At 65.3% G+C, this 15,873-nt stretch carries 19 protein-coding genes and 1 tRNA gene; 9 read left to right on the top strand and 11 right to left on the bottom strand.

Annotated elements, in window-relative coordinates; translation table 11 throughout:
• Positions 1-1,323: 1,323 nt before the first annotated feature.
• Positions 1,324-1,644, top strand: coding sequence for a hypothetical protein (locus D002_RS0107135; RefSeq protein WP_018141226.1), 321 nt, complete (start codon positions 1,324-1,326; stop codon positions 1,642-1,644).
• A gap of 57 nt (positions 1,645-1,701) precedes the next feature.
• Positions 1,702-2,121: an SRPBCC family protein gene (locus tag D002_RS0107130; protein WP_018141225.1), complete on the top strand. Its 420-nt coding sequence runs from the start codon at positions 1,702-1,704 to the stop codon at positions 2,119-2,121.
• 3 nt (positions 2,122-2,124) lie between these two features.
• On the opposite strand, the gene def is transcribed toward D002_RS0107130, so the two are convergent.
• The 6 genes from def to moaC form a co-directional block, all read right to left on the bottom strand.
• Positions 2,125-2,661, bottom strand: a complete 537-nt coding sequence (gene def, locus D002_RS0107125) for a peptide deformylase (RefSeq protein ID WP_026181581.1) — start codon at positions 2,659-2,661, stop codon at positions 2,125-2,127.
• A gap of 28 nt (positions 2,662-2,689) precedes the next feature.
• Positions 2,690-2,765, bottom strand: a tRNA-Phe gene (locus tag D002_RS0107120).
• A gap of 101 nt (positions 2,766-2,866) precedes the next feature.
• The gene (locus D002_RS0107115; protein WP_018141223.1) at positions 2,867-3,142 is read right to left on the bottom strand and encodes an oxidative damage protection protein; all 276 of its coding nucleotides are present in this window, start codon (positions 3,140-3,142) and stop codon (positions 2,867-2,869) included.
• A complete protein-coding gene (gene mutY, locus D002_RS0107110; protein WP_026181580.1) occupies positions 3,126-4,184 on the bottom strand; it encodes an A/G-specific adenine glycosylase in 1,059 nt (352 codons plus the stop codon). The genes D002_RS0107115 and mutY overlap by 17 nt, the downstream gene beginning before the upstream one ends.
• Positions 4,185-4,231: 47 nt before the next feature.
• On the bottom strand, positions 4,232-6,412 hold the full coding sequence (locus tag D002_RS0107105) for an AsmA family protein (RefSeq protein ID WP_018141221.1): 2,181 nt from the start codon (positions 6,410-6,412) through the stop codon (positions 4,232-4,234).
• Positions 6,409-6,897: a cyclic pyranopterin monophosphate synthase MoaC gene (gene moaC, locus D002_RS0107100; protein ID WP_018141220.1), complete on the bottom strand. Its 489-nt coding sequence runs from the start codon at positions 6,895-6,897 to the stop codon at positions 6,409-6,411. The genes D002_RS0107105 and moaC overlap by 4 nt, the downstream gene beginning before the upstream one ends.
• A gap of 45 nt (positions 6,898-6,942) precedes the next feature.
• On the opposite strand from moaC, the gene moaD reads away from it, so the two are divergent.
• The gene (gene moaD / locus D002_RS0107095; protein ID WP_018141219.1) at positions 6,943-7,176 is read left to right on the top strand and encodes a molybdopterin converting factor subunit 1; all 234 of its coding nucleotides are present in this window, start codon (positions 6,943-6,945) and stop codon (positions 7,174-7,176) included.
• A gap of 1 nt (position 7,177) precedes the next feature.
• Entirely contained in the window at positions 7,178-7,615 is a 438-nt protein-coding gene (locus D002_RS0107090) for a molybdenum cofactor biosynthesis protein MoaE (protein ID WP_018141218.1), read from the top strand.
• Positions 7,616-7,932: 317 nt separating this feature from the next.
• On the opposite strand, the gene D002_RS0107085 is transcribed toward D002_RS0107090, so the two are convergent.
• The 5 genes from D002_RS0107085 to D002_RS0107065 form a co-directional block, all read right to left on the bottom strand.
• On the bottom strand, positions 7,933-9,276 hold the full coding sequence (locus D002_RS0107085; protein WP_018141217.1) for a DegQ family serine endoprotease: 1,344 nt from the start codon (positions 9,274-9,276) through the stop codon (positions 7,933-7,935).
• A 28-nt stretch (positions 9,277-9,304) separates the two neighbouring features.
• A complete protein-coding gene (locus tag D002_RS0107080) occupies positions 9,305-10,213 on the bottom strand; it encodes a DnaJ C-terminal domain-containing protein (RefSeq protein WP_018141216.1) in 909 nt (302 codons plus the stop codon).
• 211 nt (positions 10,214-10,424) lie between these two features.
• Entirely contained in the window at positions 10,425-10,856 is a 432-nt protein-coding gene (locus D002_RS0107075) for an Hsp20/alpha crystallin family protein (RefSeq protein WP_018141215.1), read from the bottom strand.
• Between the two features lie 359 nt (positions 10,857-11,215).
• On the bottom strand, positions 11,216-11,437 hold the full coding sequence (locus tag D002_RS0107070; RefSeq protein ID WP_018141214.1) for a DUF2835 family protein: 222 nt from the start codon (positions 11,435-11,437) through the stop codon (positions 11,216-11,218).
• A 3-nt stretch (positions 11,438-11,440) separates the two neighbouring features.
• On the bottom strand, positions 11,441-12,304 hold the full coding sequence (locus D002_RS0107065; protein WP_026181579.1) for a YicC/YloC family endoribonuclease: 864 nt from the start codon (positions 12,302-12,304) through the stop codon (positions 11,441-11,443).
• 120 nt (positions 12,305-12,424) lie between these two features.
• On the opposite strand from D002_RS0107065, the gene rph reads away from it, so the two are divergent.
• From rph to D002_RS0107040, 5 genes are all read left to right on the top strand, one after another.
• Positions 12,425-13,144: a ribonuclease PH gene (gene rph, locus D002_RS0107060; RefSeq protein WP_018141212.1), complete on the top strand. Its 720-nt coding sequence runs from the start codon at positions 12,425-12,427 to the stop codon at positions 13,142-13,144.
• A 2-nt stretch (positions 13,145-13,146) separates the two neighbouring features.
• Positions 13,147-13,767 (top strand): RdgB/HAM1 family non-canonical purine NTP pyrophosphatase, encoded by a 621-nt coding sequence (rdgB, locus tag D002_RS0107055; protein WP_018141211.1) that lies wholly within the window; start codon positions 13,147-13,149, stop codon positions 13,765-13,767.
• 279 nt (positions 13,768-14,046) lie between these two features.
• The gene (gene hemW, locus D002_RS0107050; protein ID WP_026181578.1) at positions 14,047-15,315 is read left to right on the top strand and encodes a radical SAM family heme chaperone HemW; all 1,269 of its coding nucleotides are present in this window, start codon (positions 14,047-14,049) and stop codon (positions 15,313-15,315) included.
• Complete coding sequence (locus D002_RS0107045) at positions 15,315-15,509, top strand: CPXCG motif-containing cysteine-rich protein (RefSeq protein WP_026181577.1); 195 nt, start codon at positions 15,315-15,317, stop codon at positions 15,507-15,509. The genes hemW and D002_RS0107045 overlap by 1 nt, the downstream gene beginning before the upstream one ends.
• Complete coding sequence (locus tag D002_RS0107040) at positions 15,506-15,754, top strand: transcriptional antiterminator, Rof (RefSeq protein WP_018141208.1); 249 nt, start codon at positions 15,506-15,508, stop codon at positions 15,752-15,754. Before D002_RS0107045 ends, D002_RS0107040 begins: the two co-directional genes overlap by 4 nt.
• Positions 15,755-15,873 lie beyond the last annotated feature (119 nt).

Genomic DNA, 15,873 nt, shown 5'->3' with positions numbered 1-15,873 from the left:
CCCGGCCGGTTAACGCCTGCCATCAGCCGCGCGAGGTACGAGCGTCGGCTGCATGGCCTGGTTAAATCTTATGGGTGTTTCACGAAAGAACCTCTTGCTCCCACTCGGCTATGTCGTCTTTTGCCTTTGAGTAGAGATCCCTATAACTTTTGTCTTGAGGTCTATACGTTTCGATAACGAACTTCCGGAAACTACCATCCGGAAACGAATCTAGGACATATAAGATAGCCTGGCATGTCAGGTGAAGTGCCCAAATAGCCATTGCGCTAGTTGATATTCTTAGCGCCCACTCGTCGTCTTTTCTTGGCGCAACGACAGGTTTTCCCGATACTCTCTTATTTTTAAGTGCATGGAGGACGGCTGGGGGATTCTGTGCATATCGGATGACCCCGTCATTTCCTTGCGTGATCGGAACATCACACGACCGAAAATGGACCAGCGAGTCTCTGAGATCTCGCAGATGAACCAAGTTATCCATGAATCCGGGGTTATTCTCACCCAGTAGCCGGATGACTTGTTTATAACGGTCATAAAATGAACCTTTAGAGTCCTGACTCACAGCACACAGCTTGTTCAACTTCTCCTGTGTGATGCCTGCGCGCTCCTCCTCTGACAGCTTGGGTTCTCTTTCTTGGTCAAAGCAAAACGCACGAGATAAAGAAGATATCTCATTACAGAATTCTTCTATTGAAATACAACAAAGAACAATCGAGGACGGCGATTCCGAGTTCAGATCTAACTTGCCATTTGCATCGCCAGCTACCTTCGCCCTTCCAAAAGACGAGAGGAGGAAGTTCCACGACATAATGGTTGTCGTGTATGCCAATGGCTCTTTCATATCCTTTGCCCCCCCCCGGAAGCTGTCTTCGATTTAACAGTGTATTAGACAGGACCTGGAATATTGGTGGTATACAGATTCTGTATAGCACAGGACGTGTTTTGCGTCGCGTGGACTGGGTCTGGCCGTGTACGTGGCCCCGCCGGTTGTCTAAGTAAACACTGATTAATGGCCTCGCAGCCGGCTCCATGTCCCACCGAAGCGTTTTGGGAAGGACAATGGGGCCACGGCGGCCTGTGTTACTCCCTGTAACCGCCGTTTTGGGGACCGAGGACCACGGGGTCAGACCTTGCCTTTTGCCCCGCGATAGGCGTGCCTGAAGTATTCCACCATGCCGTTGATGAGCGGCCGCACAGCTCCTTCCCCAACGCCACCGGGGTAACCTTTGACCGCTGCAAGGACGGGGTCTAGCGTCCAAAGGACGGGGCAGTAAACGGCCCGGCGAAATGCGTTGCAACCTCGCGGAATCGCGAAGGAGGCACATCATGCGCAGCGTAGACAACATGCCGGTGCTCGACTGGCAGGACGGCAAGAACGCCATGCGGGCGAAGTTCCAGGTGATGCACGAGGAGCCGGTGGTGCTGAAGATGCCGGCCGACATGGACTGGTCAGTGAACGAGGGTGAATTCGGCTGCACGCTGGACGACAACGGTGTCCCGGGCGATTGTGAAGGCGGCAGCCTGCTGCATCGTCTGGCGGAGCTCAATGAGATGCCAGAGCTGGAGGACATCGCGAAGGCCTGCGCCTATTCCAGCTCCCGCGTGGATATCGACGCCGCGGGTTCCCGCATTATCGTGCACGATTGATCGGGGCTAGTCCGCCGGTCCGCCCGGCGGCGACTCTGCAACCTGGAGCGGCGGGCGATGTCGGTGATCCACCACGAGATGGAGATCGACGCCGCTCCGGAGGCGGTGTTCGAGTTGATGGCCTGGGTGGAGGCGTTCGCCGCCTACAGCGAGGCCATCGAGTCCATCACCCATGTTGGACCCGAGCGCTACCGCTGGTGTGTGCGGGTGGCGGGGGTGCCGCTGACGTTCGACGTGGAGGTGCTGGTCGCGGTCCCGCCGCGCCTGCTCGGCTGGCGCGCGCTGGCCGGGTTGTCCTGCGAGGGCTGCTACCGGCTGACGCCGAGCGCGCGCGGCACGCATCTGGAACTGGCCGTGCGCTGCGGCGAGGAGAATCCCCTGACCGATGGCCTGCTCGGTCTGGCGGCCCACCCTTTGCTGGATGCGCTGGGTGCGGAGGTAGTGCGGAACGCCTGGCCGCGCCTCCACGGGGCGTGAGCCCTATGCCTCTACGTGAAACTCGCGGTATTCGTCGAGGAAGGCGAGGCGGGTGGTGTCGGTGACGCGGTCGATGAAGAGGGTGCCGTCGAGGTGGTCGATCTCGTGCTGGAACACGGTGGCGAGGAGGCCTTCGGGTTCCAGGTGGCGGGGCGTGCCGTCGGGCTCGTGGTAATCCACGGCGATGTGGCGCGGCCGGGCGACTTCGCCGCGCAGGCCGGGTACGGAGAGGCAGCCTTCCCAGTAGCGTTGCGGGGTTGGGTCCAGCACGGTGACGACGGGGTTCACGAGGACCAGGCGGCCGGTCGGCACGGCGCCGGGGTAGCGGGTATTGCCCGGCTGGATCTCGATCACAGCCACGCGTTGCGGAACGCCAATCTGGGCAGCAGCCAGGCCGAGGCCTTCGCTGGCGTGCATGGTATCGACGAGGTCGTCCACCAGGGCATAGAGCCCGGGGCTGTCAAAGTCCGAGTCGGGTACCGGGTCGCAGACGCGACGCAGGTCGGGGTGCCCCATGCGCAAAATACGACGAACGCTCATGGGAAGGATGATGCCACGGGAAAGATAATGGTGGCCGGGGACGGAATCGAACCGCCGACACGGGGATTTTCAATCCCCTGCTCTACCGACTGAGCTACCCGGCCATGCTTCGGAGGGATTCGTCCTGCGGACGAAGGGCGGTATTAAAGCGGCCCGGCGCCGCCACGTCAAGCATGCCGGGCCGGTCGCGGCAGAAAAGCCTGGATCAGGAGGCGTTCGGGTCGACGAAGCCTTCCGGCTTCTCGGAACCGTCGCCGAACAGGAACTTTTCCATTTCCTCTTCGAGGAACTTGCGCGCCTTGGGATCGACCGGGGTCAGGCGGTATTCGTTGATCAACATGGTCTGGTGTCCCAGCCAGGCCTGCCAGGCCTCCTTGGAGACATTCAAGTAGATCTTCTTGCCCATCTCGCCGGGATAGGGCGGGAAGTCCAGGCCATCGGCCTCTTTGCCAAGCTTCACGCAGTTAACGGTTCGTGCCATTGCCGGGATCCTTGTCGTCGTGCAGATAACGCTGGATGGGGGCCGGGATACCGACCGCCCGTGATGTGCCGGGTTTATACCAAATCAACCTGTCGCCTTCCATGATCCCACACGCGCCCGCAGGGAGGTCGAAGGGGCGAATGCGCAGGTCCAGGCGGTAGTGACTGAAGCTGTGTTGCAGGCCGTCGTCATTCGCCGACGGCGTCGCGCCGGGCCACTGAGCGAACACCCAGTCCTCCAGCGCCTCGGGTGTCTCGGCCTCGGGAAGACTGTAGAGCCCACCCCAGATGCCATCCTGTTCGCGCTGCACAAGGGCGACTCCCTCCGCTGTGCGCAGGCAGGCCGCCCAGCGCGTGCGGGTGGGCAGTTCGCGGCGTGGTCGTGGCGAGGGCAGCGTATCGGTCAGACCCTGCCTGACGGCGGCGCAGTCCTCACGCACCGGGCAATCGCCGCAGGCGGGGCGGCTGCGCGTGCAGCACAAGGCGCCCAGGTCCATGATCGCCTGGGTGTAGTCTGCGCAACGCGTCGCGGGGGTGCGTGCCTCGGCCTCGGCCCACAGCGCACGCTGGACGGCGGGGCTGCCCGGCCAGCCGGAGATCGCCGCGTGGCGTGCGAGCACACGCTTGGCGTTACCGTCGAGAATGGCCTCGGGTGCATCGTGGGCCTGGGCGATGATCGCAGCGGCGGTGGAGCGGCCAATGCCGGGTAACTGCTCCAAGGCGCCGCGCTCGTCCGGAAACATGCCCGCATGTTCCGCAACAATCACTTGAGCGGCGCGGTGCAGGTTGCGAGCCCGGGCGTAATAGCCAAGCCCGGACCACTGGTGCAGCACCGCATCCTGCGGCGCGGCAGCCAGAGTGGCGACATCCGGAAACTGCTCCATAAAGCGGAGAAAATAAGGGACGACCGTCTCCACCCGGGTCTGCTGAAGCATGATCTCGGACACCCATACCCGATACGGGGTACGGGGGTGCTGCCACGGGAGATCGTTGCGGCCGTGGTCGTCAAACCAGGCCAGTAGACGCTTGGCGAACGGGCTCATGGTCGGCATGGGCCGAAGCCCCATGCGCTACACGGGACCCGCACGGATCAGCGGCTACGCAGACGATCCAGGATCCGGTCGGACTCCTGCTCGATACGGTCACGGGCCCGCTGTTCTTCCTCGTCCAGTCGCTCCCGGGCACGTTCCTGTTCTTCACGCACGCGTTCGCGCGCCTCGCCCTCATAGCGCTCGCGCAGGGCGTCCTCCAGGTCGAGGCGGAAACTCGGGTCGGCAAACGTACCGGTAATGCGGATCGGCAGTGTCACCCCCCGCAGATCATCCAACTCGCGCCCACCCTGGCCCTCCAGCGTGCCCACCACTGTGGTGTTCACGCGGTAGTCCATGGAGTCGTCGTTCAGGTCGGCCCGGCCCTCACCGCGAACCCGCAGCAATGGGGAGTTGGCCCGGAGGTCATCGTTGCGGACCACGCCATCACGAATAGTGAAGCTGCCGGTCAGTTCGCTGAAATCGGTCTGGTTGGGTTCGTCCTCTTCCAGCGACTCGCCGCGCAAGCGCGCCTCGGCTCGGCGGATGACCTGCGCGACATTAATGCCGCGCACCGCACCATCCTCGAAGCTCATATTGCCGGAGCCGTTCAGGGCACTCTTGAGGTCGCTCAAGAGCTCACCCCGGGTGGCAATATCAAGCTCCAGGTTGCCAATGCCCATCAGCCGCGCGTCATCGCCCTGAAAGTCTTCCAGCAGGGCGCCAATATCCAGGCTCTGCAGGTCGGCAGCCAGTTCGTAGCGTGGGACGTCGTGGCGGGCATCCAGGCGTATGCGGCTAGTCAGCTCGCCTTCGTAGGCCTCGGCGTTCAGGGGCTCGATGTTCCAATCGCCCGCCTCGGCCTTGATCTGCAGCTCAATATTGCGCAGGACCATGCCCATCACGTCGAGTCGGCCCAGCGCAGCGCTACCGTCCACATCAATACTGCGCAGCGCCTCCAACGGCAGTTCGATAGCGATGTCCTCGTCGGCATCGCGCTCACCATTGCCGTTGTCCGTACGCGCCTCTTCCACTTCCGGTGGCAGGTAGTGATCGAGGTTCAGGCTCTCGCCGGATACATCGAAGCGAATCAGCGGGCGTTCGCCTCGACCATCCCACCCCGCGGAACCGCCAAGCATCGCTTCGTCCACGGTAATAAGGAACGGGTCCATAGTCAGATTCTGGAAACCGCCGTTGGCGGAGAAGTCCAGCGCAACCCGCGAAAGGGCATCCGGGTTGTTGGTTTCCGGCGGCTCCATGCCCAGCTCGGCGACCAACTCCTTCAGGTTGAAGGTATTGGTGCGCATTTCACTGCGAATCTGCGGCGCTTCACTATCCAGATCCGAGAGCTCGGCAAAACCGGTCAACCGCACATTGGCGACCCCCAGCGTCAGCCGCTCGAAGCGCAGAGCCATCGCATCGGCCATCTCCAATGCCACATCGGTCTCTAGCGTCATGCCCACAGCCCGGGGCAAGCCCCCACCGTCCAGCCCCAGAGTCGCATTCAGCCGTCGCACGGAATAGCGCTCGTTGAGCAAGTCCACGTTGAGCAGCCCACCCAGGTCGAGGGCAACCTCCATGGGTTCGTCCAGATCATCGCCCTCGACCCGCAGCAGGGCCTCCAGGTCCAGGCGAGTCTCCATGCCCGGCCGGAAGCGGCCCACTTGCAGGTTGAACGGCTCCAGGGTGGCTTGCATGCCGGATTCACGATCATCCCAACGCACCCGGGTGTTGGACAGGGAGATGCCCGCCACGTCGATGCGCTGCAATGCCAGACGCGTCTCGGTTTCGGTGCGCTCGTCGTCATCCGCGCCCACGGCATCATCCCGCGCGGCACCCGCCTGATCCAACAGGTCGTCCCAGTTGTTGCGGCCCTCTTCGTCGCGCGCCAGGTTCAGACGCACGCCATCAGCCTCCACCCGCTGGACCTCCAGCTCACGGCGCAGCAACGGCATCACCGCCACAGCCACATCCACCACATCGATCTCGGCAAAAGGCTCGTCTCCAAAGCCTTCGGCGTTACCGAAACGCACCTCCTCCAGACGCAGCCCAAGACTGGGGAACAGGGTCAGACCGATCGGGCCGGAGAGGGTCAGTTCGCGGCCGGTGGCCTCCTGCACCTCGGCCTCGATCCGCTCCTTGTAGTCGTTGGCATCGAAGGTGATCAGCAGATAGGCGGCCACAATGATGACCAGCAGAATCAGTACGGCGATCAGGCCCAGCAGGCGCTTGATCCATTTCATTCGGAATCTCCTTTGGGTTCGGCCCGCCAGGCGCCGCTACGGCCCCCGCGCTTCTCCAGCAGACGGACTCCATCAATCCGCATGCCGCGATCCACGGCCTTACACATGTCATAGACCGTCAGCAGGGCGGTGGAAACGGCGGTCAGCGCCTCCATCTCCACCCCGGTTTGTGCGTGCACCTCGCAGGTGGCCTGCGCACGCACGGCCGTGTCCTCGGTCTCCAGTTCCAGCGCCACCCGCGTCAGGCCGATCGGGTGGCAAAGCGGGATCAGGTCCCCGGTCTTTTTCGCCCCCATGATGCCAGCCACACGGGCGATACCCAGTACATCCCCTTTCGCATGACGGCCTTCGCGGATCCGCTGCAGGGTGTCCGGCTGCATGTGGATGCGGCCCTCGGCGATCGCCACCCGATGGGTGACCGACTTTTCGCCGACGTCGACCATGTGTGCATGGCCTTCGGCATCGAAGTGAGTGAATTCGTTCATGGTGGCTATAATGCTTGACTCGCAGCGATGTTTACAGGGGCCGGCATGACCGTACACGTTCACTATTTCGCGCGGCTGCGCGAAGAATTGGGCCGACCGGGCGAAGAGGCAGAACTGCCCGCTGACGACCTGACGGTCGGCGGGCTATGGCAACACCTGCATCATGAGGCCCCACCGGCCCGCCTGATGGCTGCGGTCAACCAGGAGCAGGCAACACTGGAGACGCCTGTCCACGATGGCGACGAGGTCGCCTACTTCCCGCCGGTCACCGGGGGCTAGCATGACGGTGGAGCTCCATTCCGGCGACTTCGATCCCTGGGAGGTCGTCCGCCAGGCCGAACAGTCCATCCCCGCAAATGCCCGCGGCGCCGCCAGCGTGTTTGTCGGCCGCATGCGGGATTTCAACGAAGACGTGGACGTGACCGGCCTGTTCCTGGAGCACTACCCGGGGATGACCGAGCGCGAACTGGAACGCATCGTGGCCGAGGCCGAGGCCCGCTGGCCGCTGCTGGGTTGCCATGTGGCCCACCGCGTGGGCGACGTACGCCCCGGCGATGCGCTGGTCCTGGTGGCCACCTGGTCCGCCCACCGCGTGGCCGCCCGCGACGCCTGCAGCGACATCCTGGAACGCCTCAAGCACGAGGCCCCGTTCTGGAAACGCGAGACCCTCACCGACGGCACCCAGCGCTGGGTGGAGAAGAACACTCCGGGCTTCTGAACGCCCCCCTGTAGGAGCCTGCTTGCAGGCGAATGCTCCTGCCAGAGTCGGACACGGGCAGGGGCTTCGCCTGCAAGCAGGCTCCTACAAGGGTTGGATCAGGGCACCGGTATTCCCGCCCGCATACGCCCCTACACCCTCGTCATCCCGGCCGCAGCGAAGCGGAGAGCCGGGGTGACGAGACATGGGGGTTGCGCGATGGAAGCATTCTTGTGGGAGCGGGCTTGCCCGCGAAGCCCCTGCCCGCGTCCGGCTTTGCCAGGAGCATTCGCGGGCGAGCCCGCTCCCACCAAACCCCTTCCCGGTAGTGATCTCGCCTACCTAAGGGTGAGGTAGAGGGTCTGGTTGCCACGGCGTAGTTGCAGCTCCAGGGTCTGGTGCGCGCCCAGTTGCTGCGGCAGGTCCGACAGGCGTTCGATGCGCTGGCGATTGATGGCCAACAACACGTCGCCTGGGCGCAGACCGACGCGCGCGCCAGCCGATTGCGGCTCCACCGCCACCACGGTGACTCGGGCGCCACCATCGCGGTCAGTGCTCTCCGACAGGCGCACGCCCTCCAGGCGCGGATGGATCGCGGCACCCTCGGCACGGCGCTCCTCCGGCCGATCCAGGCGCGCAACAATGCGCTGCTCCTCTCCGTCACGCAGCACATCCAGACGAACCTCGGATCCAACCCGCAGCAGGCCGAGCCGGTTGCGCAGGTCGCCGGCGCTGCGCACAGGCTGGTCATCGACCTTTAGCACCACATCACCGTGTGCGAGTCCGGCGCGTTCCGCGGCCGAGCCGCGTACCACACGCGTGATCACGGCCCCCTGCGACACGTCCAGATCAAAGGCCTGTGCCAGCGCCGGAGTCAGGTCCTGCATCTCCACGCCCAGGGCGCCGCGCTCGACCCGACCCTCCGCCAACAGGTGATCGCGGATCTGGCTGGCCATGTTGGCGGGGATCGCGAAGCCGATGCCGATGTTGCCCCCGCCGCGGGCGAGAATTGCGGTGTTGATGCCGACCAGCTCGCCCCGCAGGTTGACCAGGGCCCCGCCCGAGTTGCCGGGGTTGATGGAGGCGTCGGTCTGGATGAAGTCCTCAAAGCCATCGCCGCCGAGGCCGCTGCGGCCCAGGGCGCTGACGATGCCGCTGGTCACGGTCTGGCCCAGCCCGAAGGGGTTGCCGATGGCGACCACGAAGTCGCCCACGCGGAGGGCATCGGAGTCCGCCAGTGGGATTGCCTGCAAGCCCTCCGCGTCGATGCGGATCACCGCCACATCGGTGGCCGGATCGGTGCCTACCACCTCGGCTTCGTACTGACGGCCGTCATAGAGGGTGACCAGGATGGCGTCGGCACGGGCAATCACATGGCTGTTGGTCAGGATGGTGCCGGCCTCGGCGTCCACGATTACGCCGGAGCCCAGGCCCTGGCGTTCCCGCTCGCGCGAACGTTCGGGGACATCGAAGAAACGGCGGAAGAAGGGATCGTCGAACAGCGGGCTGACCGACTCCACCACCCGCGCCCGGGTGGCAATGTTCACCACCCCGGGGATGGTGCTTTCGAGCATGGGTGCCAGCGAGGGCAGGGGCTGGCCATCCACGGCAGCCGGCAGCTGGGCCGAGGCTGGCGAGGCCAGGGCCACAACCAGGATCAGGAACGTAATCAGCCGACGCATGGGCGCTCCTTAAATGGTGTGCGGACGATCAGGGCACGAGCCCTGCGCGCGGGGCGAACGACGACTCCGCGGCCATCTTGCGGTACCAGTCACCGGCCTCGTCCTCCGACGGCACCTGCACCATCAGCTTCAGGTAGAGATCGCCCGGCGGCTTGCCCGGCAGACCCTTGCCCTTAAGCCGCATCTGTTTGCCGGACTGCGAACCGGCCGGGACCTTCAGATTCACCCAGCCATGTGGCGTGGGCACCTCGATGGTCGCACCCAACGCGGCCTCCCAAGGCGTAATCGGGATCTCGCGATAGAGGTTGCGCCCGTCCAGGGTATAGCGGCTGTCCGGCTTGACCCGGATCTCCAGCAGCAGGTCCCCGGCCCCGCCACTGCCAACCCCCGGGTCGCCCTGCCCGCGCACGCGCAGGCGCGAGCCATCACGGGCCCCCGCCGGGATGCGCACACGCTGCACGCGACCCTCGGCATCGTTGACCGAGACCTCGGTGCCCTTGAGCGCCTGATCCAGGGTGATGTCGACACGCCCCTCGCGATCGGCGCCGCGCATGTTGAAGCCACCGCCGCCCCGGCGACGCCCGCCGCCCATGCCGCCACCACCGAAGATCGAGTCGAAAAAGTCCGAGAAGCCCGCGCCGCCACCGGCAGCCCCACGGGCGCCACCGGCCTGCGCCCAGCCATCCCATCCGGGGGGTGGGCGGAAATCCTGACCCTGGCGCCAGTTGGCACCCAGCTGATCGTAGGCCTTGCGCTTTTCCGGATCGCCCAGGGCCTCGTAGGCCTCGTTGACCTCCTTGATGCGGGTCTCGGCGTTCGGATCCTTGCTGACATCCGGGTGATACTTGCGCGCCAGCTTGCGATAGGCCTTCTTGATGTCGTCCTGGCTGGCGTCGCGGCTCACACCGAGGATCTTGTAGTAATCCTTGTATTCCATTGCGTTCCTCGAACGATTGCGTCCTCGGGTGACACCCGGATCCCGCCTGCGGTCATAGCGATCATGATAGCCGGGATGCGGCTGTAACCCAGGGGGACACGAAACCGTGCCTCCTCGGGGCCTAAAAAACCGGGCGCCACCACGGGAACCCCCGGGGCAGCGCCCATGTTGCGCCCGGTCAGGGAGATCCCGCCGGGCTGGGGGAGCCGGATCAGCTCTCGATCTGGATCCGGCGCGGCTGCACGCGGGCCTGCTTCGGGATGCGGACCTCCAGCACACCATTCTCGCTGCGTGCGGAGATGTTGTCGGCATCCGCGGTATCCGGCAGCGAGAAGCGACGGAAGAAGCTGCCGCGCACGCGCTCGATACGCTTGTAGCCGTCCTTCTCTTCCTCGCTTTCGTGTCGGCGCTCGCCGCGCAGGGTTAGCACGCCGTTCTCCATGTGCAGCTCGATATCCTTCGGGTCCACCCCAGGGATGTCGGCGTGCAGCACGTAGGCGTCCGTCTCTTCGCGGATATCCACCGCAGGGGCCCAGTCGGAGGTCGCGGCGGAGTCCTCGGTACCGGGCATATCCGGCATGCGACCGAGTTCGCGCGACAACTGACCAAGCAGGCTGAACGGTTCGTAACGGGTCATAGTCATGGCTTTCCCTCCTTTTGCGGGCGTCATCTGACTCACCAAGAGAGATAGGGACATATCCCGCGTTTTCAAGGGCCTGAAGGAAACACGGATCAATGTACACGCTCGCGTTGGCACCCCAGGTTTGCCGAGACAAGGCGCGTCGTGCAGCGGGTAGTGGTTCTACCCACAGGCGACGCAACGCAGGGTCGGGGAACCTGGAGTGCCAACCCCGAAGGGGCTCGGCCTCTTTTACGTGGGAACGGCGTCGCGGTTCCCTTGTGCAGAATGACTGCACGGCAGTCACCGCGCCTTGTTCGCACGCAAAAGTGACTCGAGCGCGAGTGCGTACATTAATCCGTGTTTCCTTAAGGAAACACGGATCAGTCGAGACGACGAAACTCCTGCAGCTTGTAAGCGTCGTCGGTGATCAGCTCGAATATGCCGTGCACGCCGCGCTGGTCCAGGTGGTTACGCAGCAGCCGCGCGGGGAATTGCACACTCTCGCCGCTTTCGGCCTGCGCGAACACCACCGCCGCGCGCCCGGTGTAATAGTCCTCCATCTCCTGGTGCGTGATCGCCAGGCGCAAGCGAAACCGGCGCATCGACTATTCCAGGTTCTGCACCTGCTCGCGCAGCTGCTCGATCAAGACTTTCATTTCCACCGTCGCCCGCGTGACCTCCAGGTCGTGCGACTTGGAAGAGATGGTGTTGGCCTCGCGGTTGAACTCCTGCATCAGGAAGTCCAGCCGACGACCGCTGGGTCCGCCCTGATCCAAGATCTCGCGCACGGCCGCCACATGGCCATCGATGCGATCCAGTTCCTCGGCAATGTCCATGCGCTGCGCCAGCAACGCGACCTCCTGCTCGAGGCGCTTGGGGTCCAGGTTCAGGTCCAGCTCGCCGATGCGCGCAAGGAGGCGGCTACGTTGCTCGTCTAGCATCGGCTGCCGGCGCGCGGCAATCGACCGGGCGTGATCCGCCAGCGCATCCAGCCGTGCCCGCATCCCGTCCGCCAGTGACCGGCCCTCGGCCGCTCGCATCGCTTCCAGTGCGCCCAGGGCCTGGTCGAAGCCCGCCAACAGCGGTTCGGAAAGCTGGTCGTCGGCGGCCGAGCAGTCCTGCAGCACGCCCGGCCAGCGCAACAGGTCCAGGGGCGAAACGGGGGCCGCTCTCGGCATCATCCGCTCGATCGCCGTGCAGGCATCGACAAGGGCCTGCACCCGGTCATGGTCGAAGGCGTTGGGCGTGCTGTCGGCCTGCCCTCGATCGCGCAGGACCGCGTCCACCTTGCCTCGCGCCAGGCGCCCCTTGAGGCGGTTGCGCACCTCGGCCTCCAGCGATCGAAGATGATCGGGGAGATGGATCCGCAGCTCCAGGTAGCGGTGATTGACGCTCTTCAACTCCCAGTCAAACACGCCTGCGTCCAGCGTCACGGCGTGCCGGGAAAATCCAGTCATGCTGGCGATCATCATTGCCCCCGTTGCGATCCCTGCTGCGTAACGTGAGTGTAGTGCCTCGCCTGTGAGGGCGACGCACTACACCGATGGCCCGTATACTGCGCGCTCATTAAATCTAGCAAGGATCACAGCATGCGACCCAGTGGCCGAACAGCCGACGCGATGCGCCCCGTGCGTTTTACCCGCAATTTCACCCGGCACGCGGAGGGTTCCGTACTGGTGGAGTTCGGCGACACGCGCGTGCTGTGCAACGCGACGGTGGAGTCGCGCGTGCCGCCGTGGCTAAAGAACAAAGGGCGCGGCTGGGTAACTGCCGAGTACAGCATGCTGCCCCGCTCCACCCATGACCGCATGGTACGCGAGGCCGCCCGCGGCAAGCTGGGCGGACGCACCATGGAGATCCAGCGTCTGATCGGCCGCTCGCTGCGCGCCGTGGTGGACCTGGAGGCCATGGGCGAACGCCAGATCATTGTCGACTGCGACGTGATCCAGGCCGACGGCGGCACCCGCACCGCCTCCATCAGCGGCGCCTATGTCGCCCTGCACGATGCGATCCGCAAAGCTCGCGAACAGGGCCTGATCCGCAAGAACCCGCTGCACGGCCAGGTCGCCGCGATCTCGGTGGGCATCTCCGGCGGCGAGCCGGTGCTGGACCTGGACTACGACGAGGACTCCCAGGCCGAGACCGACCTGAACCTGGTGATGAACGAGGCCGGCGGCGTGATCGAGATCCAGGGGACAGCCGAGGGCCACGCCTTCCGCCGCGACGAGCTGGATCAGATGCTGGACCTGGGCGAGAAGGGGATCCAGGAGATCTGCGAGGCCCAGCGCGCCATCCTGGCCGAGGGCTGATCATGGGCGAGCCGCGCCGCGTCGTCCTTGCCACCGGCAACCCCGGCAAGCTGCGCGAGATCCACGCCCTGCTGGAACCGCTGGGGCTGACGGTCGAGGCGCAATCCGAGCACGCCGTGCCCGAGGCCGACGAGACCGGCCTGACGTTCGTGGAAAACGCGATCCTCAAGGCGCGCAACGCCGCCCGCCACACCGGGCTGCCGGCGATCGCCGACGACTCCGGGCTGGAGGTCGATGCGCTGCACGGCCAGCCGGGGATCTACTCCGCGCGCTATGCCGGCCCCGATGGCGACGACGCGGCCAACAACGCCAAGCTGCTGGAGGCACTGGCCGGTGTACCGCCAGAACGGCGCGCCGCGCGGTTCCGTGCGGTGGTGGTGTACCTGGAGCATGCCGAGGATCCGGCGCCGATCATCGCCCAGGGGGTGTGGCCCGGTCGCATCGCTGAGCAGGCCAGCGGCGCCGAGGGCTTTGGCTACGACCCGCTGTTCTTCGTACCACAGGAGGGCTGCACCTCGGCCGAGCTGCCCCCGGAGACCAAGAACCGCCTGAGCCATCGCGGTCAGGCCTTGCAGCAGCTCGGTGCCGCACTGCGCGAGCGCATGGGCAACCCACCGGCCTGACATCCCGCACCGTCCGGCACCGGGGCCACCCGGAGAGATCGCCACGGCGCTGCGCGCCTCGCGATGACGGGGCCTTTACGCCCGTCGTTGCGAGGCCCCGCAGGGGCCGTGGCAACCTCCCGACGACACCCCGGCGCATGTTCGGACCCGCGTGGGGACCCGGCCGCGGAGATCGCCACGCGCCTGCGGCGCTCGCGATGACTGTGCTTCCTGTCCCCGTCATCGCGAGGCGCGCAGCGCCGTGGCGATCGGCAGGGAAGCCCCCGGCGTGAGGCTGCAATAGGGGGACTGGGCCCTTTCGACGCCACCCGAAGCCTCGCCTATGCTTCGCACATGACTGCCACGCTGACCCATCCGCCACCGCTGGCGCTGTACGTGCACCTGCCCTGGTGCGTGCGCAAGTGCCCGTACTGCGACTTCAACTCGCACGAGCCGCGTGGCGAGCCCCCCTTCGATGACTACGTGGACGCGCTGCTGCGGGACCTGGAAGGCCAGCTGCCCGATGTCTGGGGTCGGCGCCTGGAGAGCGTGTTCATCGGCGGCGGGACCCCCAGCCTGTTCCCGCCGGAGGCACTGGACGAACTCCTCTCCGGCCTGCGTGCCCGGCTGCCACTGCGGCCGGACTGCGAGGTGACGCTGGAGGCCAACCCCGGCACAGCCGACCGCGCCTACTTTCGCGGCTACCGCGAGGCGGGAGTCAACCGGCTGTCACTGGGTATCCAGAGCTTCGACGACACGATGCTCACGCGTTTAGGGCGCATCCACGGCGCCGCCGAAGCCCTGAGCGCAGTGGAACACGCCCGCGCAGCCGGATTCGAAGCGATCAACCTGGACCTGATGTTTGGCCTGCCGGGGCAGTCGGTGGAGGCGGGATTAGCGGATCTGCAGGCGGCGATCGAACTGGATCCCGGTCACATCTCCTGGTACCAGCTGACCCTGGAGCCGAACACCTATTTCGCCGTGCGCCCGCCCGAACTGCCGGGAGATGCCACGATCGAGGAATTATTCAGTCAGGGGCAGTTGCATCTGGCGGCGGCTGGCTATACTCGATACGAGGTATCCGCCTATGCACGCGCGGGGCAGGAATGTCGGCACAACCGCAACTACTGGACCTTCGGCGACTATCTGGGCATTGGCGCCGGGGCCCACGGCAAACTGACGCAGGTGCACGACGGCACGATCCTGCGCCGGATCAAGCCGCGCCAGCCCGAGGCCTACCTGTCCGGGCCACAACAGCACAGAGACCAGGTGGTACCGGCGGCGGAACGGCCCTTCGAATTCATGCTGAACGCGCTGCGACTGGTGGAGGGGGTGCCGACGACCCACTTCGAGACGCACTGCGGCTTGCCGCTCGCGACACTCGAACCGGCACTGTCCGAATTACGCGCGACAGGCCTGCTGGTGGCGGACCCGGAGCGCCTGCAGGCCACGGAACAAGGCCTGGCGTTTCTCAATGACGTGCTGGAACGGTTTCTTCCGGAAGGGACTCCGCAGGACTCGGTCGCCACGCCGATAACCTGGCCCGTAGGCCAGGAGGAGAGTCGATGATGCGTCCCGTCGAGTTTATCGGTTTTGCCTGCCCCTGGTGCGGCGAGCACGGCGAGACCACGGTGGACATGATCAGCAACGACCGCGAATGGATCGAGGACTGCGCGGTGTGCTGTGCGCCCATTGTGTTCCGCCGCGAGGATGCCGGCGACGAGGAGATCCCACGCATCGCGGCCCAGCGGGAGGGCGAGTGATCGCCGCACCCCCGTATACGCCCATTGCCTGTGAGCGCTATTCCGAGCTGGAGCTCGCCATCCTGCGCGGCCAGTTTCTGCGCACGCACTGGCGTCGCGGCGAGATGGATCGCATCGCGGTCGTACGACCGCTGGACCTGCGCACCCGGCGCGGTGCCGAGTATCTGATCCTCCGCGACACCGAAGGCCGCCGCCAGTGGTGGCGCCTGGACCGCCTGATCAGCTTCGAACCCGTCCCCGGCTGATCATTCACCACAGAGAGCACAGAGAACACAGAGGACTTCAATGCGATCTGCCGTCGACGACCGCAGGGCTTGGCGGGGAGACTCTGGCATAGGACCGGCTCAGGGGATTACCCACTGAG

The sequence above is a fragment of the Thioalkalivibrio sp. ALJ7 genome (assembly GCF_000376865.1).
GTDB lineage: Bacteria > Pseudomonadota > Gammaproteobacteria > Ectothiorhodospirales > Ectothiorhodospiraceae > Thioalkalivibrio.
Note: the sequence above shows the minus strand (reverse complement) of the source record. Positions and strands in the feature narration are given on the sequence as shown.